The 19,120-nt window shown below is 67.0% G+C and carries 22 protein-coding genes; 11 read left to right on the forward strand and 11 right to left on the reverse strand.

The genetic code is table 11. The features are described from left to right. Positions 1 to 9 precede the first annotated feature (9 nt). The 4 genes from SPDO_RS14940 to SPDO_RS14955 all read right to left on the reverse strand — a co-directional run bounded on the left by SPDO_RS14940 (position 10) and on the right by SPDO_RS14955 (position 3,874). On the reverse strand, positions 10 to 441 hold the full coding sequence (locus SPDO_RS14940; RefSeq protein ID WP_088368322.1) for a chemotaxis protein CheW: 432 nt from the start codon (positions 439 to 441) through the stop codon (positions 10 to 12). After that, positions 438 to 2,717: an Hpt domain-containing protein gene (locus SPDO_RS14945; protein ID WP_088368323.1), complete on the reverse strand. Its 2,280-nt coding sequence runs from the start codon at positions 2,715 to 2,717 to the stop codon at positions 438 to 440. The genes SPDO_RS14940 and SPDO_RS14945 overlap by 4 nt, the downstream gene beginning before the upstream one ends. A 77-nt stretch (positions 2,718 to 2,794) precedes the next feature. After that, entirely contained in the window at positions 2,795 to 3,439 is a 645-nt protein-coding gene (locus SPDO_RS14950) for a histidine phosphotransferase family protein (protein ID WP_088368324.1), read from the reverse strand. A 24-nt stretch (positions 3,440 to 3,463) separates the two neighbouring features. Then, a complete protein-coding gene (locus SPDO_RS14955) occupies positions 3,464 to 3,874 on the reverse strand; it encodes a M67 family metallopeptidase (protein ID WP_245829553.1) in 411 nt (136 codons plus the stop codon). A 12-nt stretch (positions 3,875 to 3,886) separates the two neighbouring features. Here SPDO_RS14955 and SPDO_RS14960 point away from each other — a divergent pair, with 12 nt between their 5' ends. The 8 genes from SPDO_RS14960 to bfr all read left to right on the forward strand — a co-directional run bounded on the left by SPDO_RS14960 (position 3,887) and on the right by bfr (position 9,871). Then, positions 3,887 to 4,834 (forward strand): RluA family pseudouridine synthase, encoded by a 948-nt coding sequence (locus tag SPDO_RS14960; protein ID WP_088368325.1) that lies wholly within the window; start codon positions 3,887 to 3,889, stop codon positions 4,832 to 4,834. Between the two features lie 60 nt (positions 4,835 to 4,894). Continuing rightward, positions 4,895 to 5,794, forward strand: coding sequence for an RNA polymerase sigma factor RpoH (gene rpoH, locus SPDO_RS14965; RefSeq protein ID WP_211280102.1), 900 nt, complete (start codon positions 4,895 to 4,897; stop codon positions 5,792 to 5,794). Positions 5,795 to 5,842: 48 nt separating this feature from the next. Beyond that, complete coding sequence (locus SPDO_RS16860; protein ID WP_158212211.1) at positions 5,843 to 6,643, forward strand: hypothetical protein; 801 nt, start codon at positions 5,843 to 5,845, stop codon at positions 6,641 to 6,643. A 41-nt stretch (positions 6,644 to 6,684) separates the two neighbouring features. Then, positions 6,685 to 7,485 (forward strand): sulfotransferase family 2 domain-containing protein, encoded by an 801-nt coding sequence (locus SPDO_RS14970; RefSeq protein ID WP_158212212.1) that lies wholly within the window; start codon positions 6,685 to 6,687, stop codon positions 7,483 to 7,485. Between the two features lie 75 nt (positions 7,486 to 7,560). After that, on the forward strand, positions 7,561 to 7,734 hold the full coding sequence (locus SPDO_RS16865; RefSeq protein WP_158212213.1) for a hypothetical protein: 174 nt from the start codon (positions 7,561 to 7,563) through the stop codon (positions 7,732 to 7,734). A 74-nt stretch (positions 7,735 to 7,808) separates the two neighbouring features. Then, positions 7,809 to 9,029: a DUF418 domain-containing protein gene (locus SPDO_RS14975; protein WP_088368328.1), complete on the forward strand. Its 1,221-nt coding sequence runs from the start codon at positions 7,809 to 7,811 to the stop codon at positions 9,027 to 9,029. An 88-nt stretch (positions 9,030 to 9,117) separates the two neighbouring features. After that, complete coding sequence (locus SPDO_RS14980) at positions 9,118 to 9,288, forward strand: (2Fe-2S)-binding protein (RefSeq protein WP_088368329.1); 171 nt, start codon at positions 9,118 to 9,120, stop codon at positions 9,286 to 9,288. Between the two features lie 97 nt (positions 9,289 to 9,385). Then, positions 9,386 to 9,871, forward strand: coding sequence for a bacterioferritin (bfr, locus tag SPDO_RS14985; RefSeq protein ID WP_088368330.1), 486 nt, complete (start codon positions 9,386 to 9,388; stop codon positions 9,869 to 9,871). Between the two features lie 52 nt (positions 9,872 to 9,923). Here bfr and SPDO_RS14990 read toward each other — a convergent pair whose 3' ends face one another. The 5 genes from SPDO_RS14990 to panB all read right to left on the reverse strand — a co-directional run bounded on the left by SPDO_RS14990 (position 9,924) and on the right by panB (position 14,876). Continuing rightward, the gene (locus tag SPDO_RS14990; protein ID WP_088368331.1) at positions 9,924 to 10,379 is read right to left on the reverse strand and encodes an Hpt domain-containing protein; all 456 of its coding nucleotides are present in this window, start codon (positions 10,377 to 10,379) and stop codon (positions 9,924 to 9,926) included. 86 nt (positions 10,380 to 10,465) lie between these two features. Further along, the gene (der, locus tag SPDO_RS14995) at positions 10,466 to 11,818 is read right to left on the reverse strand and encodes a ribosome biogenesis GTPase Der (RefSeq protein ID WP_088368332.1); all 1,353 of its coding nucleotides are present in this window, start codon (positions 11,816 to 11,818) and stop codon (positions 10,466 to 10,468) included. Between the two features lie 98 nt (positions 11,819 to 11,916). Further along, the gene (locus SPDO_RS15000) at positions 11,917 to 13,239 is read right to left on the reverse strand and encodes a PQQ-like beta-propeller repeat protein (RefSeq protein WP_088368333.1); all 1,323 of its coding nucleotides are present in this window, start codon (positions 13,237 to 13,239) and stop codon (positions 11,917 to 11,919) included. Beyond that, the gene (locus SPDO_RS15005) at positions 13,236 to 13,949 is read right to left on the reverse strand and encodes a tetratricopeptide repeat protein (protein ID WP_088368334.1); all 714 of its coding nucleotides are present in this window, start codon (positions 13,947 to 13,949) and stop codon (positions 13,236 to 13,238) included. The genes SPDO_RS15000 and SPDO_RS15005 overlap by 4 nt, the downstream gene beginning before the upstream one ends. A gap of 66 nt (positions 13,950 to 14,015) precedes the next feature. After that, positions 14,016 to 14,876, reverse strand: a complete 861-nt coding sequence (gene panB / locus SPDO_RS15010) for a 3-methyl-2-oxobutanoate hydroxymethyltransferase (protein WP_088368335.1) — start codon at positions 14,874 to 14,876, stop codon at positions 14,016 to 14,018. Between the two features lie 220 nt (positions 14,877 to 15,096). Here panB and SPDO_RS15015 point away from each other — a divergent pair, with 220 nt between their 5' ends. Then, a complete protein-coding gene (locus tag SPDO_RS15015) occupies positions 15,097 to 15,618 on the forward strand; it encodes a ferritin-like domain-containing protein (protein ID WP_245829555.1) in 522 nt (173 codons plus the stop codon). An 83-nt stretch (positions 15,619 to 15,701) separates the two neighbouring features. Here the strand turns inward: SPDO_RS15015 and dnaN are convergent, their stop codons facing one another. Next, a complete protein-coding gene (gene dnaN / locus SPDO_RS15020; RefSeq protein WP_088368362.1) occupies positions 15,702 to 16,820 on the reverse strand; it encodes a DNA polymerase III subunit beta in 1,119 nt (372 codons plus the stop codon). 154 nt (positions 16,821 to 16,974) lie between these two features. After that, on the reverse strand, positions 16,975 to 17,628 hold the full coding sequence (locus SPDO_RS15025) for an outer membrane protein (protein WP_088368336.1): 654 nt from the start codon (positions 17,626 to 17,628) through the stop codon (positions 16,975 to 16,977). Between the two features lie 316 nt (positions 17,629 to 17,944). Here SPDO_RS15025 and SPDO_RS15030 point away from each other — a divergent pair, with 316 nt between their 5' ends. Further along, entirely contained in the window at positions 17,945 to 18,586 is a 642-nt protein-coding gene (locus SPDO_RS15030; protein ID WP_088368363.1) for a histidine phosphatase family protein, read from the forward strand. A gap of 12 nt (positions 18,587 to 18,598) precedes the next feature. Then, on the forward strand, positions 18,599 to 19,057 hold the full coding sequence (locus SPDO_RS15035) for an invasion associated locus B family protein (RefSeq protein ID WP_342746685.1): 459 nt from the start codon (positions 18,599 to 18,601) through the stop codon (positions 19,055 to 19,057). Positions 19,058 to 19,120: the final 63 nt, after the last annotated feature.

Here is a 19,120-nt window from a genome sequence, read left to right on the forward strand (position 1 = left end):
TCGAATAACTTAACCCGCAGCGACGATTGTTTCGACCAGCCGCGCGATGTCGATCACCAGCACCGGCTCGCCATCGCGATCGGCCGATCCCGTCGCCACCGCCGCCCAGCGCCAGCCGAGCGACAGCCCCGGCGGCAGCGGTTGCACGTCGAGCGGCGCGACATCCTCCAGCGTATCGACCAGCACCGCATGATGATGCCCGTCGACCACCGTGATGATCGCGCGGCAGGATTCGTCGTCGGGCGCCGGCAGGTCGAGCAGCCGCCAGGTATCCACCACCGTCACCACCCGGCTGCGCAGCGTGGCAAGCCCGCGCACCGCCGGATGCGCGCGCGGCGCGCGCACCACTTTGGTGATGTCCACCACCGATTCCACCGCATCGGCCGGCACCGCAATCGCACGCCCGCCGACATGCGCCAGGAGGTGCAACACCGCGCTCATCGCCCCGCCTTCATGTTCAGCACGCTGGCAAGCGCATCGGTGTCGAGCAGCGGGCGGCCCGTGTCCGGATCGCGCGGCAGGCGCACCACCTGCCCGTCGGCGGCGGCATCGTCCCCCACCGCCAGTGTCACCGCCGCCTGCTCGCCTGCGCCAAGCGTGCGGGCGACGCGATAGCCGGCGGCCGTGATCAGCGGCGTCAGCATTGCCTCCATCCACGCGGTGTCCTCACCCTGCAACAGGCAGATCGGCGCCGCCGCCTCGCCTGCGCGTTCATCGCCCAGCCGCGCCGGATCGATCACCTCGATCGGCTCGCCCTCGAGCACCAGGATGCCGCGCACCGCCGGATCCTGCGACGGCAGCAACTCGTCATGGTACGTCACGATGTCGAGCGCGCGGCGCACCAGATAGCCGGTCGGCGTGTCCGCGCCCGGCAACATCAGCGCCGCCGCCTCGCCCTCGCGCGGCGGCACGCCGTCGCGCACGATCAAGGCCAGCACGCCCTCGCGTGCCGTGCCCCACCAGCGCCCGCCCGCCTGCCGGATCGACGCCGCCACCACCGCCTCGATCCGCTCGACCGCCGCCAGCGGAATCATCCGCCGCTGCCCGTCGAGCGCCTCGAACATCAGCGCCGGCGTGCCTTCCGCCACCGGCTCCTCCACCTCTGGCTCGGCGACCACCACGCGCTCGAACGAGACGCCCGCCGCCGCCGCCACCCCGGCGCAATCGAGCAGCAGCAGCGGCACGCCCGTGTCGGGCAGCATCTGCCCGGCATACAGCCCCGCCGCCATCACGGCGGGCGCCACCGGCTTCACCACCAGTTCCTGCGTATCCTCGACGCTCTCGACACCCAATGCGAAGCTGCCGCCCGGCAGGTTCACGATCATCAGCATGTCGCCCAAGGCATCGCTGGTGCCCAGCACCGCGCCCAGCTGCACCACCGGCAGCCGCCGCCCGCGCACCGTGGCGAGCAGCGCATCGCCCACCGTGTCGATCCGTACCGCGCTGGACCGCGCCGCCACGATCTCCTCCACCGCCTGGCGCGGCACGGCATAGCGATCGTCACCCGCGCTGATGATCACCGCCGACAGGATCGCCAGCGTCAGCGGCACTTCGATGGTCGTTGTCAGGCCCTTGCCGGGCACGTTGCGCAGCTTGATCGTGCCGCCGATCTGCTCGACGTTGGTACGCACCACGTCCATGCCGACACCGCGCCCCGACGTCGCCGTCACCGTGTCGCGCGTCGACAACCCGGGCTCGAACACAAGGTCAAGCCGCGCGCGCTCGGAAAGCGCGTTCAGTTCGGCGGCCCGCGCCGGCTCCTGCTCGATCCGCTTGCTCACCAGCCGCGCGGTGTCGATGCCGCGCCCGTCGTCGGCGATTTCCACGATGATGCGGTTGCCCGATTGCCGCGCCGCGATCGCCAGCCGCCCCGCCTCGGGCTTGCCCGCGCGCCGGCGCTCCTCGGGCGTCTCGATGCCATGATCGATCGCGTTGCGCACGATATGCACCATCGGATCGCGCAGCAGCTCGATCATCTCGCGATCGAGCTCCACGTCCGCGCCGTCGATCGCCAGCGATACCTTCTTGTCCAGCACGCCCGCCGTGTCGCGCACAAGGCGCGGCAAGGCCGAGAACAGCGAATCGATCGCCTGCATGCGCGTGCGCGTCACCGTGTCGCGCAGCTCGGATACGGTCAGCGACAGCCGGTCGATCGCGTTTTCCAGCGTCGGATCGGCGCTGTCGCGCAGGCGCCGCGCCAGCTCGTTGCGCGCCAGCACCATTTCCGACACGCCGTTCATCATCCGGTCGAGCAGGTCCACCGACAGGCGGATGCTGCGCGCCGGGGCACGCGGGGCGGCCACGCCCGGCGCATGCTCCGCCGCGACCAGCATCAGCGGCGCGGCCTCCACCTTCTCGGTCAGCGCGGCGAGCAACAGGTCCTCGCCGCTGTCGTCCAGCGGTGCGCCCGCATCGATCGCTTCGACGATCTCGCCGATCCGGTCGATGATCGCCAGCACCGCGGTCACCAGCCGCGCATCGGGCGCGCGCTCGCCGGCACGCACCGCCTGCAGCACGTCCTCCGCCGCATGGCTCAGCCGCGCGAGCCGCGGCAGATCCAGAAAGCCGCAGCTACCCTTGACGGTGTGGACGAAGCGAAAGATCGCATCCAGCCGACCGCGATCGGCCGGATCGGCTTCCCAGGCGACGATTTCGCCCGACAAAGCGGCCAGCGTCTCGCGGGTTTCCGCGATGAATTCCTGCAGCAGATCGTCCATTGCGCCCCTGCCATGGCGCAGCGCAGGTAAATTCCTGGTTTACCGTGGACGCCCTGATTTACCGTGGACGCCCTTACTTAGCGTGGACGCATCGTTGCGCCGAACAGCAGCACGTTATCCGCCGGCGCGCTCACCATCACGCGCCCGTTTGCCGATTTCACCATCTGGTGCACCAGGAATGCCGCCGCTGCGCGTGGCGTGATCGCCTCCGCCGCTCGGCCGTCCACCAGCGTCCCGCGCAATTCCTCGTCGAGCAGCGTGCGCGGCCCCTCGGCCTTCAGCACGATTTCGATCCCCGCCTCGTTCGTCTCGCTGCCGATATCCAGCGTGCCGCCGCGCACCAGCGAATCGCCCGCGATCATCGCCAGGTTCAGCAGCACCTTGATCGCCGTCTTGGGCAGCTGCGGCTCCTCGACCAGCCAGTTGATCGTCAGCCGCTTGGTCTCGCCGAACAGCCCCTCGATCGCCTGCTGCGCCTCGCGCGTGTCGACTGCCTCGCCAAAGCCACCTGCCGCGCCAAAGGCGAGCCGGAAGAACTTCAGCTTCGCCGCCGAGGTCCGCGCGCTCTCCGCCATCAGTTCCATGCACCGCTCGCGCATCGCCGGATCGGTCTCGTCGGCGAGCAGCTCCAGCCCGTTGTTCAGCGCCCCGATCGGCGACAGCAGATCGTGGCACAGGCGCGAGCACAGGAGGCTAGCGAACTCAACGGGATCGATGGTCATAGCCGCTCCATGACGCACCCGAGTCTAGGGTGCAATGGCGAGCGATACCGGATCAAAGCGGCCATGAACCGCTCCATCGCGCATTGCCCGCCACGCGGTGAGATCGTCGCCCGCAGCGATCAGCCAATAGGCGCCATCGGGCGCCGCCTGCACTGCATCGGTCGGCGACGGCGCGGCGAGGCCGGACGGGTGCGAATGGTAATAACCAATCACCTGCGGCCCACCCGCTCGCGACGCGCGCAACGCACGGAACAAGGGCGCCGGATCAAGCTCGAAGTGGGTGGCCGGGGTGGCGTGCACATTGGCGCATGGCTCGATCGCTTCCACCACGTTATCGCGCCCCAGCAGAAGCCCGCAGATCTCGTCGGAAAAACGCATCGTTTCCGAAACGATTTGGGCCGCCAGCAATCTTGAAATGTGGAGCGTCATATCCATCTAGTACACCTAATGGACCGGGGGGTTTCCATCATTCAAGCGACCATCGCTCCAGCCGCCGACGGCTGGCGCCTGGATCGCGCGCTGGCCGACGCGGTGCCCACCCTGTCGCGCGAGCGGCTGAAGGTGCTGATCAACGCCGGGCATGTCGAGCGTGACGGCGTGCTCGTCCGCGATCCGGCGAAGCGCGCCGCCGCTGGCGACGTCTTCGCGGTCGCCGTTCCTGCCCCGACCCCCGCGCATAATGAGGCCCAGGATATCCCGCTCGTCGTCGCGTTCGAGGACGATCACCTGATCGTGATCGACAAGCCCGCCGGGCTCGTCGTTCACCCGGCCGCCGGCAATCTCGACGGCACATTGGTCAACGCGCTGCTGCACCATTGCGGCGGCTCGCTGTCGGGCATCGGCGGCGTGGCGCGGCCGGGGATCGTCCACAGGATCGACAAGGACACGTCCGGGCTGATGGTGGCGGCCAAGACCGATCGTGCGCACGAGGGGCTCGCCAAGCAATTCGCCGCGCACACGATCGACCGGCGCTACAAGGCGATCGTCAACGGCCGCCCCATGCCGCCGGAGGGCAAGGTGGACGCGCCGCTCGCCCGCTCGCCGCAGAACCGCAAAAAGGTCGCGATCGTCGCCAATGGCAAACGCGCGGTGACGCACTATCGCACCGTGCACCCGCTGCGCGAGGCGTCGCTGGTGGAATGCCGCCTCGAAACCGGCCGCACCCACCAGGTCCGCGTCCACATGGCCTCGATCGGCCACGCCTTGCTGGGCGACCCCGTTTATGGTAGAACAAAACAAGCTCATAAGCGTCAACTTGATGAACTTTCGTTCCGTCGCCAGGCGCTGCACGCCGCCCGGCTGGGGTTCATTCATCCGATAACAAGTGTCGCTTTGTCGTTTGAAAGCGTGATGCCTGCAGACATGCAGGAACTGTTCAGTCAACTCGACGTATAAGGTGAAAGCGCGTCGCCGCCTTGCGGCGCGCGTTTCTCCGGAAAGGGAGACAAGGTAATCATGGCCAGCGGCAACGTCCCTGCGACGATCCCCGCACTCGGCGGCGAGCAGAGCCTCAACCGCTATCTCGCCGAGATCAAGAAATTCCCCATCCTGGCGCCCGAGCAGGAATATATGCTCGCCAAGCGTTTTCAGGAGCATGGCGATCCTGAGGCGGCAGCCCAGCTCGTCACCAGCCACCTGCGTCTCGTCGCGAAGATCGCGATGGGCTATCGCGGATATGGCCTGCCCGTGTCCGAGCTGATCAGCGAGGGCAATATCGGCCTGATGCAGGGCGTGAAGAAGTTCGAGCCCGATCGCGGCTTCCGACTCGCCACTTATGCGATGTGGTGGATCCGCGCCTCGATCCAGGAATTTATCCTGCGCTCGTGGAGCCTCGTGAAGATGGGCACCACCGCCGCGCAGAAGAAGCTGTTCTTCAACCTGCGCCGGATGAAGGCGCGCCTCGACGCCTTCGAGGATGGCGATCTCACGCCCGAAAACGTGCAGAAGATTGCGACCGATCTCGGCGTGACCGAGGCCGACGTGGTCAGCATGAACCGCCGCATGGCGATGGGCGGCGACACCTCGCTCAACGTCTCGATGCGCGAGGATGGCGAGGGCCAGTGGCAGGATTGGCTGCAGGACGATGCGCCGCTGCAGGATCATGTCGTCGCCGAGGCGCAGGAAGCCGACGTGCGCCACGGCATGCTCGTCAACGCGATGGACAGCCTGAACGATCGCGAGAAGCACATCCTCACCGAGCGTCGCCTCACCGACGATCCCAAGACGCTGGAGGAGCTGAGCCAGGTCTATGGCGTCAGCCGCGAACGCGTCCGCCAGATCGAGGTGCGCGCGTTCGAAAAGCTGCAAAAGGCGATGATGAAGATCGCCGGCGAAAAGCGCCTGCTCACCGCCTGATCGGATGGAGCCGGTGCGTCTTCAGGCGCACCGGCTTCCACGGCGATCTTGCTCGCATCGTCACTGCGCGCGTTCTACAGTCGGCCGATGTGGCGCGACGTGAAGCAGCTCTATGCCGATAGCGCGGCCTTCGCGCTGGCGCTGCCGGTCCTCTTCTCCATCCCCGTCCTGCTCGAATTCGCGCAGCATGTGGTGGAGATCGACCTTGGCCTCTACCGGCACGGCCTCGCCGCCGCCGCTGCCTTTGATCAGCGCCGCCTGATCCTCGGCTTCGCCAAGGTGCTGTCGCTTCTGCTGCCCGGCTATTGGTTCACCCGCTACATGGCCTGGAACCGCGATGCAAACCGCGCCAAGCGGATCGAGCGCCCGGCAGCGACGCTCTTCGGCATCCAGTTCGCGTTCAAGGCCGGGTGGCAGTGGTTCGCCCTCTTCGGCCCGCCGCTCGGCGTCATGCTCGGCCTCGCGCCGCGCGCCTCGTCCTACGCCGGGCTGGTCGCGATGATCGCGGCCAGCGTCGTCTCGATCTATCTCACCGCCTGGTTCGTCGCCTGGCCGCTCGGCAATGCGCGGATCGGCCCGTTCCGCTCGGTCGCGATCATGGCCGGCAGCTTCGCCCGAGCCTTCTTCTACGTCGCAGCCGGCACCCTGCCGCTGATGATCGTACATTACGCCCTCGGCTACGGCGCGATCGGTCGGCCCGAATGGCTCGTCTGGATCATGATGGCGGTCGACGCTCTCGTGGTCGGCTTCCTGGCGCTCACCGGCGCCGGCGCCCTCTTCCTCGGTGCGCGATATGCCGCCGGGCGCAAGAACATCGCGATGGACGGCGCCGCGTTGAACGCCGGCTAGCAAGCTGCCATTGGGTCACGGAGCAAGGGAGAGCATCAAACGTGGCGTTCGGCGATATCGCGCAAGGCAATCTGGAGCGTTTCCTCGACGCCAATCGCTTCGCCGACGAATTGTGCATCTTCATCCACATCCCGAAGACCGCCGGCTCCTCGCTTTCGGCCGAGCTCAACCGGATGCGCCCGCCCTATCACAACATCCATCGCCGCTATTTCCACGGCGAGACCGTCACCTTCTCGCGCATCGAGGACGAGATCGCAGCGGTGATCGACAGCGGCGCGCTGGGCGACGCCCGCTCCTGCTCGGGCCATTTCTCCTGGGACCAGGCCGCCCCGCTACGCGCCGCCCGGCCAGACGCCCGCGCCTTCACCTTTCTGCGCGACCCGGTGAAGCGCGTCATCTCCGACTATCGCTACTCGCGCACGCCGACCCACCCGACCTACAAGGAAACGATCGAGCGCTTTCCGACGGTCGAGAGCTACATCGAGGCGAACGAAACGCAGGACAAGATGGCGCGCTTCATGCTCCCCAACGGCGTCCGCACGCCCGATCAGATCGACGCGTTCATCAGCACAAACTACGCCTTCATCGGCCTGCTCGAAATGTATCCGTTGTCCTTCAACATTCTCTCCTTGCTGCTCGGCCACGACCGCATGCCGTCCGAGCACAAGCGCAAGACCGAGGATACGGCCGACAACGCGGTGGAGGAAACACCCGCGCTGCGCGAGATGATCGCCGCCACCAACCAGCGCGACTCGGCGCTGTACGAGCTGGTCAGACTGAAGCTGCTGTCCGTGCGTGAGGACTGGCGCGCCTTTCGCCAGACGGTGCAGCCCGCCGCCTGAGCCCTTCCCTGCCGCGACGCGCGGCGGTATCGCTAACCCGCGAGCCGCACCGGAGCCCGCGCCGACGAGTTGATCATGGGCCTCATTCGTTTCGATCCGTCGTCCGATTACGTCATCTTCTTCGCCACCGTGCTGGTGCTGGCGATCATCGCGATCATCGCGCTCGACCGTGCCTCGCCGCAGCGCAAGCGCGGGCGCCGCCACGTTCGGCGCGGCCATGGCGACCAGAGCGGCGAGCTGATCGACTGAGCACGCCCACCATCGCCGCTCCGCCGCGCGCGCCTGACGAGAGCGGCACGCCGACCAGCGACGCCCGCCGCCTCGTGCAGATCGATGCGGTGCGCGGCGTTGCCGTCATGGGCATCCTGCTGCTCAACATCGTCTCCTTCGCCCTGCCCCGCGCGGCGTACGGCGACCCCACCGTCTATGGCGGCGCGACTGGCGCGAACTGGTGGGCCTGGGCCATCACCTTCGTCGTGGCCGACGGCAAAATGCGCGGCCTCTTCACCATGTTGTTCGGCGCCTCGACCATCCTCATCGCCGATCGCGCGCTGGTGCAGCGGCAATCGCCTGCGCGCCGCCACTACGCCCGAATGGCCAGCCTGCTCGCGATCGGCATGGTGCACGCTTATCTGATCTGGTCGGGCGACATCTTGGTGCTCTACGCGCTGGCAGGCATGATCGTCTTCCTGGCGTGGCGCTGGGAGCCGCCGCGGCTTCTCGCGGTGGCCGTGCTGCTGCTGGCCACGCAGCTCGTCACCGGCGCGCTGGACCATGCCGCCGCCCGCGCGTTCGAGGCGCGCGCTACCGCCACCGCCGCCCCGCCAGCACTCCGCGAGCAATGGGCCGACTACCGCCACAGCCTGGACCAGCTGCGCCGAGATGCGGCGACGGAGGTGCAGACGTTTCGCGGCGGTTGGGCAGAAATTCTGCCGGCACGCATCGCGATCACCGCCGAGACGCAGCGGTTCGGCATTCCCCAGAACATGCCCGACACGATCGCGCTCATGCTGCTCGGCATGGCGCTATACCGCAGCGGCTTCTTCAGCGGCGCATGGGCACCACGCCATTACCGCACCGCGATGATCGTCGGCTACGGCATCTGCCTGCCGCTCTACATTCCCCTCGTCCTGTGGATCGACCGCAGCCACTTCGATCCGATCACGCTGTTGCTGACCGATCGCCTGCACCTCGCGCTGCTTCGCCCATTCGTCACGCTGGCACACGCAGCGCTCATCATCACGCTGGTCGCGCGCGCGCCGGGCGCTCGGTGGCCCGCCCGCCTCGCCGCGGTCGGCCGCGTGGCCTTCAGCAACTATCTCGGCGCCAGCCTCGTCGGCACGTTCCTGTTCTACGGCTACGGCCTCGGCTGGTTCGGCCATCTGTCACGGTGGCAGCTATACCCGGTCGTGCTCGCGCTCTGGGCCGTGATGCTGCTCTGGTCGCCCTGGTGGCTGCGGCGATTCGCCTACGGCCCGCTGGAATGGCTCTGGCGCTCGCTGTCGCGCGGCCACCGGCAACGGATCCGTCGCGCGCCATCCTGAGCCGTCCTGCTGTTGCGAACGACACGCAAATCTACTTGCGAACTCCTCTCACTAGCGCTAACCGTGGTGCGACAAAGAGGAGTGGTTCATGGTCGTGTGCGTGTGCAACGCCATTCGTGAATGTCAGGTCCGCGAAGCCGCGCGCGCTGGATCCACCACCGCGTGCCAGGCGTATCGCTCGCTCGGACGCCAGCCCAAATGCGGGCAGTGCACCCCGTTCGCGCGAGCGATTATCGATGACGAGCGTGCTGCTGCGTAACAGTCGCAGCTTCTGAAAACCGCAGAAATCCGCCATTTTTCGATTGCCGCCCTTGGCTTCGGCACGGTAGAGGCTGGCCAACACGGAGGCATATCACATGAAGGGCGACGCACGCGTCATCGAGTTTCTCAACGAGACGCTGAAGAACGAACTCACCGCGATCAATCAATATTGGTTGCACTATCGGCTGCTTGAGCATTGGGGCGTCAAGAAGCTTGCCGAATACGAGCGGCACGAATCCATCGACGAGATGAAGCACGCCGATTGGCTGGCGGAGCGCATCCTGTTCCTCGATGGCCTGCCCAATTTCCAGCTGCTCGGCCGTCTGCGCATCGGCGAAACCGTCGAGGAAGTGCTGAAGGCCGATCTCGCGATGGAGATCGAGGCAGTGGCGCAGCTCAAGGCGGCGATCACCTATTGCGAGGAAGTGAAGGATTTCGTCAGCCGCGATCTTTTCACGCGCATCCTCATCAGCGAGGAAGAGCATGTCGACACGCTCGAGCGTCAGTTCGAGATGATCGAGCGGATGGGCCTGCCCAATTACATTCAGCTCAACGCAGAGGCGGACAAGCCGCACGGCTGATCCCGCCTGCCGTCGCGTGCCTCGTCGCGCGACGGCCTAGCGCCGCGGCGGCTCAGGCGCGGCCGAAGCCGCCACCCGGCGTCGCCCGCCGCCCGAAGCCAAGCACCGGGCGGCGGTCACGCAACCCCGCGCCCTCGCGCGCTGGGTTCGCTTCGCGCTCCAGCAGCGCCAGTGATTGCGTGAACAACGGCCGCAGTGCGACCACGTCTTCCAATATCGTCTCCGGCGTGTCGCGGCTTTCCATCAGGTCACGCGCCATGAACTCGATCTTTTCCGCCAGATCGGCGAGCGGCAGCGCACCGAACTGACGCGCCTCGCCCTTCAGCGTATGCGCCGGGATCACCAGGCCAGCGGTGTTCAGCGCGCGCTGCGCTTCCTCGATCGCGGTGACGGATTTGACCCCGTCCTCGCGGAAATAGCCAAGAATGCGCGGCATGTCGGCACCAAGCTCACCCTTCGCCTTCGCGAACGATGGCCAATCCACAAGCGTGCTACCTTCGAATGACACCGATGCCGTCCCTTTGCCCTGGCCTGAAACGTCGACGCGCTTCTCGACCGCAAACTACTACCGCAGAGGTAAAGAGAAGGTGATCTTCAATTGCCGAACGGGTTCTTTGGAGCACGTAGCGTCAGGCGGATCGGAACGGCGCCGAAGCCCAGGTCCTTGCGCGCCGAATTAACCAGATATCGCTCGTAACTGGCGGGCAGCTGATCGACGCGCGTGCCGAAAATCACGAAGCTCGGCGGGCGCGACTTCACCTGCGTCACGTAGCGCATCTTGATCCGCTTGCCGCCCGGCGCCGGCGGCGGATTGGCCTCGATCGCCCGCTCGAACCAGCGGTTCAGCTCGCCCGTCGGCACGCGCCGCGACCACGCCTCGCGCGTCTCGAACGCAGCCGAGATAAGCTGGTCGATACCGCGCCCGGTCATCGCGGACACCGTAATCAGCGGCACGCCCTTCACCTGGCTGAGGCCATCGCCCAGCGCCGCCTTCACGCCGTTGAACAAAGACGACGGGTCCTGCGCCACATCCCATTTGTTCAGCGCGATGATCAGCGCGCGGCCTTCTTCCAGAACGCGATCGGCAATACGCAAATCCTGTGATTCGAGGCCAAGCGTCGCGTCGAGCAGCAATACGACCACTTCGGCGAAATCCACCGCATGCAGCGCATCGGCGACCGACAGCTTTTCCAGCTTGTCCTGCACCTTGGCGCGCTTGCGCATGCCCGCGGTGTCGATCAGTCGTACGGGGCGGCCCAGCCACTCCCAATCGATCGCGATCGAATCGCGCGTGATGCCGGCTTCCGGCCCGGTGATCATGCGATCTTCGCCGAGCATCCGGTTCACCAGCGTCGACTTGCCCGCATTCGGCCGGCCGACGATCGCGAGCTTCAGCGGTGCGGCGGGATCTTCCTCGTCCTCCGCCGACAGGTCCTCGTCCTCGTCGCGCTCCAGATGCGGCAGCAGCGCCTCGAACAGGTCGCCCATGCCCTCGCCATGCTCGGCCGAAAGCTGCACCGGATCGCCAAAGCCAAGCGCCAGCGCCTCAAGGATCCCCTGCTCGCCCGCGCGCCCTTCGGCCTTGTTCGCCACCAGCACGATCGGCGTGGTCGATCCGCGCAGCCAGCGCGCGATCTCTTCGTCCAGCGGCACGATGCCCGCGCGCGCATCGACCATGAACAGCGCCACGTCGGCGCCAGCCACCGCCGCCTCGGTCTGCAAACGCATCCGTCCCGGCAGCGACTGCGCGTCGTGATCCTCGTAGCCGGCCGTATCGACGATGCGGAAATCGAGCCCAAGCAGGCTCGCGTCGCCCTCGCGGCGATCGCGCGTCACGCCCGGCCGATCGTCGACCAAGGCGAGTTTCTTGCCGACGAGGCGATTGAACAGCGTCGACTTGCCGACATTGGGTCGGCCCACGATTGCGACGGAAGGGAGACGTTTCATCGCCCGCCCCTACAACTCCCGCCGCGGGAGCGAAAGCAGGATCGCCTTACGCGGCGCCGCGACGAGAGGCGCCGCGTCACCGCAGCGCCTCCCTTGTCTCAGCGATAGGCCGAAAGCTTGCCGTCCTGATCGAGCACGAACATCGTCTGGTTGGCGATCACCGGCGGCTGCGTGAACGATTTCGCCGCATCGATCGTCACCTGCACGCTGCCATCCGCCGGCGACGCGCCGACGATCTCGCCGCGCGAATTGGTCAGCCACAGCCGGTCACCCGCCAGCACCGGGCCATACCAGGTGTAGGGGTTCTTGCGCTTCTCGACGTTGCGATACGCCTGAAGCTGCCCGATCCACCGAACCTTGCCGTTGGCGCGCGACAGGCAGACCAGCCGCGCATCGTCGGTGATGATGAACAGCCACTCGCCCGCGAGCCACGGTTCGGAGATGCTGGCGAAATTCTGCTCCCACAGACGCTGGCCGGTCGCGATCTCGATCGCCACCATGCGCCCGCCCTGCCCCACGGCATAGACGCGCCCGTCCTCGATCACCGGATCGGCATCGATGTCCGCCAGGCTCGAAACGGAGGTCGAGATGCTCGTGCGCGACAGCGCGTCCTGCCACAAGGTCCGCCCGTTCTCGTAGCGGTAGGCGTTCAGCTCGCCCGACGAGAAGCCCGCCACGATCGTGCCCGCCGCGGCGGCCGGTGCGGCGACACCGAACACGCCCTGCGTCTCGACGCTGGCGGTTCCGGTCCACACCACCTTGCCGTCGGTCTGGTTGAGCGCGAACAGCTGATTGTCCTGGCTCAGCACATAGACCTGGCCGTTGGCGATCGTCGGTGCGCCGCGCAGCGGACCGCCCGGCTTCACCCGCCACGCCACCGTGCCGTCCGCCGCGCTCAGCGCCACCACGTCGCCCAGCCCGTCGGTCGCATAGACGCGCCCGCCGTCATAGCTCACGCCGCCGCCGAACAACGCGGCCTGATTCTCCTTGGTGGTAGACAGGTCCGCCGTCCACTGCGACGCGCCCGTATCCGCCGAAAAGGCGTGGAGCTGCGCATTGACGTCGACCACGAAGACCTTGCCCTCGGCCACCACCGGCGCCGCGCCCAGCCGCTGGCGGTTCGATCCGCCATCGATGCTGGCGGTCCAGATGCGCGCGGGCGATCCGCCAAGCGCCAGATGCCCCATCGACTTCGCGGCATTGCCGCCCGGCTGCGACCATTCAGCGTTCACCGTTGCCGGCGGCAGCAGCACCTGCACGCCGGACAGCGACGGATCGACCTCGGCCGCATTCTCCGCCGTCAGGATGGGCACGCGATTGCCGACCGTCGGCGTCTTCTTTGGATCGGATTTGAACACCCCGCAGGCGCTCAGCCCGATAAGAGCCGCGAGCGCGACGGGCGTGGCAATCGACTTCTTCATTGCTTGGTCACGTCCTCTTTCGTGCCTGCGTCCGCCGGCACGGCATCGACGCCCAGTACGCCTGCCATCTGAACCGCGCGTTGACGGATCGAGGGCGGCACCTGCTCCGACTGTGCGATCTGCCCGAACAAGCGCCCCGCCAGATCGCGCCGCCCCTGCTTCAGATAGGCCAGCGCGACGAGCTCGCCCGCGCTGCCGAAATAGGCGTTTTCGGGCACCGCCACGCCGCGCAGCCGGCTGACGACCGCATCGGGCTTGATCGTGTCGAACTCCGCCATCGTCTGCCGCACCAGCGCCAGCTGACGGAACGGCTCGGCCAGCGTGTCATCCGCCGCGATCGCGCCGAACTTGGCCGCTGCGCCCTTCAGATCGTCCTTCTGGAGCAGCACATCCGCCTCGGCGAACAGCGCCACCGCGCGATAGCCGTCCGAATCCGATTTGCTCAGCTCGGCCAGCTGCGGCGCGGCCTTGGCGTTCTGGTCGGCGGACAGATTGTCCCACGCAAGCTGCAATTGCTCGCCCTCGCGCCCCGCCGCCTCGCGCTCGCGATGCTGCCAGAACAGATAGCCGGCAAAGATCAGCAGCCCCAGCACCACCGCAGCCGCGATCGCCAGGCCCCAGCGCCGCCAGATGGCCGCCGCCTGCTCCTTGCGCAGTTCCTCGTCGACTTCGCGCAGGAACGCTTCGTTATTTTGCGGCGTGAGCGCCACGGCTTACTCCAGATTTGACGGGAAGGCGGCGGACCTTAGTCGCGCCCGCCGGAAAACAAAAGCGGCTCAGCCCTTGGGGGCGTAGGTCTGCGCGTCGGTCGGGAACGCGCGACTGCGCACCTCCTCGGCATAGCTGGCGGCATGCTCGCCGATGAAGCCGGCCATGTCGCCATAGCGCTTCACGAAGCGCGGCACGCGCTCGAACATGCCCAGCATATCTTCGGTCACCAGCACCTGGCCATCGCATTTCGCGGAGGCACCGATGCCGATCGTCGGCACGTCGATCGCGCGCGTGATCTCCACCGCGATCGGCTCCACCACGCCCTCGATCACCACCGAGAACGCGCCAGCCTCCGCCACCGCCTTTGCATCGCCGACGATCTTCTGCGCTTCCGCCTCCGATCGCCCGCGCGCGCCATAGCCGCCCAGCGCATTCACCGCCTGCGGGGTAAGGCCGACATGCCCCATCACCGGAATGCCGCGCTCGGAAAGGAACGCGACGGTCGGCGCCATCGCCGTCCCGCCTTCCAGCTTCACCGCCGCCGCGCCAGTCTGCTTCAGCAGCCACGCCGCGCTTTCGAACGCCTTTTTGGGGCTCGCCTCATAGCTGCCGAACGGCATGTCGACGACCACCATCGCGTGATAGCTGCCGCGCACCACCGCCGCGCCATGCGCCGCCATCATTTCCAGCGTCACCGGCACCGTCGATGGCAGCCCGTAGATCACCTGCCCCAAACTGTCGCCGACCAGCAGCATGTCGCAATGCGGATCGAGGATCTGCGCCGTCCGCACCGTATAGGCGGTCAGCATCACCAGCGGCTCCTTGCCCTTGCGCTGGCGCACGGCCGGCACGGTCACCCGCTTCATCGGCGCCGCGACCGGCGTCGCCCGACTGGTGGAGCTGTCGATGGTAAAGGTCGTGGACATAAGCTCGCGCTTAGCCGGTTCGGCGCACGCGATCCAGCCGCACGCCGCACATGCATCTCGCGACCGTTACGGATGAGCGAAAGAGCCCGACCTAGCGCCACCCTCCGGCAAGAACTTGATGTAGGTTACTGCAATTGTTAGAAAAACAGCAACCTGCCGGAAAACTAACCGCTGCCTCGCTGGTTCTTGTGACCATCCCAACGCAAAGGAGCCGGCAGCCGTGACCAATAAAGACGTGATGCGCGAATTGTTCGTCGTCGGGCTCAAAAATGCCCATGCCGTGGAGAAGCAGGCGCTGTCGATCATGACCCCGCAGGTCAGCCGGATCGAAAACTATCCGGAGGTCGCCGATCGTCTGCGCCTGCATATCGACGAGACCAACGGCCAGATTGCCCGCCTCGACGAACTGCTCGCCAGCTTCGAGACCAGCGGCTCGGCGCTGAAGGACATGGGGCTCAGCATGTCGGGCAGCATGGCGGCGCTCGCCCATAGCGTTGCCGGCGACGAGATCATCAAGAACAGCTTCGCGAATTACGCCTTCGAGCATTTCGAGATCGCGTCGTACAAGTCGCTGCTCGTCATCGCGGACGACGGCGGCTTTTCGAACGCCACCGCCGCGCTGAAGCAATCGCTCGGCGAGGAAGAAAGCATGGCGCAGTGGATCGACGACAATCTCGCGGCCGTCACCCGCAAATACGCCTCGCTCTATGCGGCGGGTGGCTCGTCGGAAGCCAAGGTCTGATCGACGCAGCCTCCACAAGAAAAAAGGACCGGGCGACGCGATCGCCCGGTCCTTTCTTGCATCCGCCTACAGAATAGCGAGCGTCACACCCGCATCGGCATCAGCACGTACAGCGCGGGCGCCTTGTCGTTCTCGCGGATCAGCGTCGGCGCCGCTGCATCGGCGAGATGCACTTCCACCACATCGCCGTCGATCTGGCCAAGAATGTCCATCAGATAGCGGCTGTTGAAGCCGATCTCGAATGGCGCCGCGACATATTCGCCGGGGACTTCCTCGGCCGCCGTGCCATTCTCCGGGCTCGTCACCGACAGGATGATCTTGTCGCGGTCGAGCGCCATCTTCACCGCACGGGTCTTCTCCGTCGCAATGGTCGACACGCGATCGACGCCTTCCATGAACGCCGACGGGTCGAGCTTCAGGATCTTGTCGTTGCCGGTCGGAATGACGCGGCTGTAATCGGGAAAGGTGCCGTCGATCAGCTTGGAGGTGAGGATCGCCTTGCCCAGGTCGAAGCGGATCTTGGTGCCGCTCAGCGATACGCCCACCGAACCGTCCACCTCGTCGAGCAGCTTGCGCAATTCCGCCACGCACTTCCGCGGCACGATCACGTCGGGCATGTTCTCCGCGCCGTCGGGCCGCGGCAGCGTCACGCGCGCCAGCCGATGGCCGTCGGTCGCCGCGGCCTTCAGCACCGGCTGCGATCCGCCCTCGTCCGACACGTGCAGGAAGATGCCGTTGAGATAATAGCGCGTTTCCTCGGTCGAGATCGCGAAGCGCGTCTTGTCGATGATCTGCTTCAGCGCCTCGGCCGGCATCTCGAACTGCGTCGGCAGCTCGCCCTCGGCGATCACCGGAAAATCATCGCGCGGCAGCGTGCCGAGCGAGAAGCGCGCGCGCCCCGCCACGATCGTCATCCGCCCCTCGGCGGCGCTCAGCGAGACCTGCGCCCCCTCGGGCAGCTTGCGCGCAATGTCGAACAACGTGTGCGCCGACACGGTGGTCGCGCCCGGCTGGTCCACTGCCGCCGCGACGTTCTCGTTGATCTGCAGATCAAGGTCGGTCGCCATCAGCCGCAGCGATCCTTCCGCCGTCGCCTCGATCAGCACGTTCGACAGGATCGGAATGGTGTTCCGGCGTTCCACCACGGACTGCACATGGCTCAGCCCCTTCAGGAGCGTTGCACGTTCGATCGTCGCCTTCATCAAGTCTTCCCCCGGCCCGCCGGATTCGACCAGGGGCAACTCGCCCGTTTCCTAGCCAAACAGAAAGGGCCGGAGCAAGCGCCCCGGCCCTCTTTTCGGTGGATTGTTCGCATCCACCATCTGTCGGGCGCGGCAAATGCCGCGCCCGCTCGCATCAGAAGCGGAAACCGACGCCTGCCGCCACTTGGTGACGGTCGGTATCGACACCGAAGGTGCCGGTGCTGGCGCCGTTCGGGTACTTCAGCTTGGCATCGCTATAGTTGGAATAGCGGTACTCGAGCTTCGCGTAGGTGTTCGGCGTCAGCGACTGCTCGACACCCGCGCCGACGCGGAAGCCGTCGAGGTTGAAGTTGCGGCCGGTCACAGTCGTCGTGTCGTCACGCGTCAGGTCGAGGCGGGCGTTGGTGTAGCCCACCTTGCCGTAGATCAGCGTGGTCGGTGCGGCGATGAAGCCGATGCGGCCGCCGACATACAGATCGCGGCCCGCCTTCACGCGGCCAAAGCCGAAGTCGTTGGGGTCGCGCGGATCGTTGGTCACCTTGCCGGTCGAGCCGGTGATCTCGGCCTCGGCACCGACAACCAGGTTGTTGAACGCCACGTCATAGCCGATGTCGCCACCGTACAGGAAACCGTCGCTGCCCTGATCGCCGCGGATCATCGAATCCTGCGTGTCGCCGGGGCGCAGCGCATCGTAACCAAGGATCACGCCGGCGCGCGGGCCGGTGAACGGACCGGCGTCCTGCGCGGCGGCCGGAACGGCAACGGCGGCGGTGGTGGCGGCAAGCGACGCAAGGATGAGCTTACGCATAAAACACTCCATCTACATATTTCCGCCGACCCAAGTCAGCGGGTAGAGGCCAAATGGGTGATCCGCCGGCTCGTTGCATGAACCTCAGATAAACAAGGTTTTCCGTTGTTTTTGCGCCACAGGGCTTGAACTTTGCTCTGCCAATTCCTCTCGCGCGGGCGCCCTCGCACGCCCGATATCGATGTCGAAATTGTCGCAAGCTGCGCCTGCTGAAAGGCTGTGTTTCCGTTTGCTTGCAACCGACCGGCGCCACGCGATACGGATCGCAGGTGCAAAAGCCGTTGCGTTCGCCATCGCCGCGCTTGATGACGGGGGCATGACGACCGATCCTCACGAACGTCGCGGCCGCGATTTCATCGCCCGGCATGGCGAAACCGTCTTCAACGCCGCGCGCCGGCTGCAGGGCGATGCGCCCCACACCCCACTCACCCGCGCCGGCTTCGCGCAGGCGGAGGAGATGGGTCGCGCGCTGCGCGACTTCCTTGGTCCCCGACCGAAACTCACCATGTACGCCTCCGCCACCGGCCGCGCGCTTCAGACGCTGGCGATCATCGCCGAGCATCTGGAGCTCGACTGGCACGACGCGCACCACGACAATCGCCTGACCGAGATCGGCATGGGTGCCTGGGGCGGTCGCTATTACGCCGATGTGGTCGGCGAGTTCGGCCCCGTGGTGGACGAACGCGGCCTCCTGCGCTGCGCCCCCGACGGCGAGCGGTACGAGGCGATCGCGGCGCGCGTATCCAGCTGGCTCGACGACACCGCCCAGGACGACGGCGATCGGCTGGTCATCATGCACGGCATCTCAAGCCGCGTGATGCGCGGCGTCATGACCGGCGCGCCGGTCGATCCGTGCGGCGCACCCGTGCTGCCCGGCCATCCGCAGGGCACGGTGACGATGATCGAGCGCGGACGCGAAACGGTGGTGCACCTCGGCACCGGCTACGCACCGGCCTGATCCTTGTCGCTCGTGCTGGCATTTACGGCGCTGCTCGCCGGCGAGCGCGCCTCGGTCGGGATCTTTGACGCCTGGGGCGCCTTTCGCGAGGGCGATCCACCGCGCTGCTATGCGATCAGCGCGCCGGTGCGCATCCGGTCGCCCGGCTTCGCCAGCGTCGCCGCGCGCTTCGGACGCTCGGCCCGCACGGCGCTTTACATCCGCCTGTCGCAATCGGCGAACGAGGCCGCGCCCGTGACGCTGGCGATCGGCGAGCGCCGCTTCACCCTCTCGGGCAACGGCCGCGCCGCCTGGTCCCCCGACGCTGCCACCGACCGCGCGATCGTCGCCGCCATGCGCGGCGGCCGCAGCATGAGCGTCTCCGCCGTCAGCGCGCGCGGCCGTCCGTTCGCCGACAGCTACGCGCTCACCGGCGCCGCCACCGCCATCGACGCCGCCATTCTCGCCTGCCGGCCGGCCGCGCCGCGATAACGGCCGAAGCGCGGCCGGAACCAGGCCGATCTTCTCCGGAGGCAGGCCACGCCCCCGCTGGAA

This window comes from Sphingomonas dokdonensis (assembly GCF_002197685.1).
Taxonomy (GTDB): Bacteria; Pseudomonadota; Alphaproteobacteria; order Sphingomonadales; family Sphingomonadaceae; genus Sphingomonas; species Sphingomonas dokdonensis.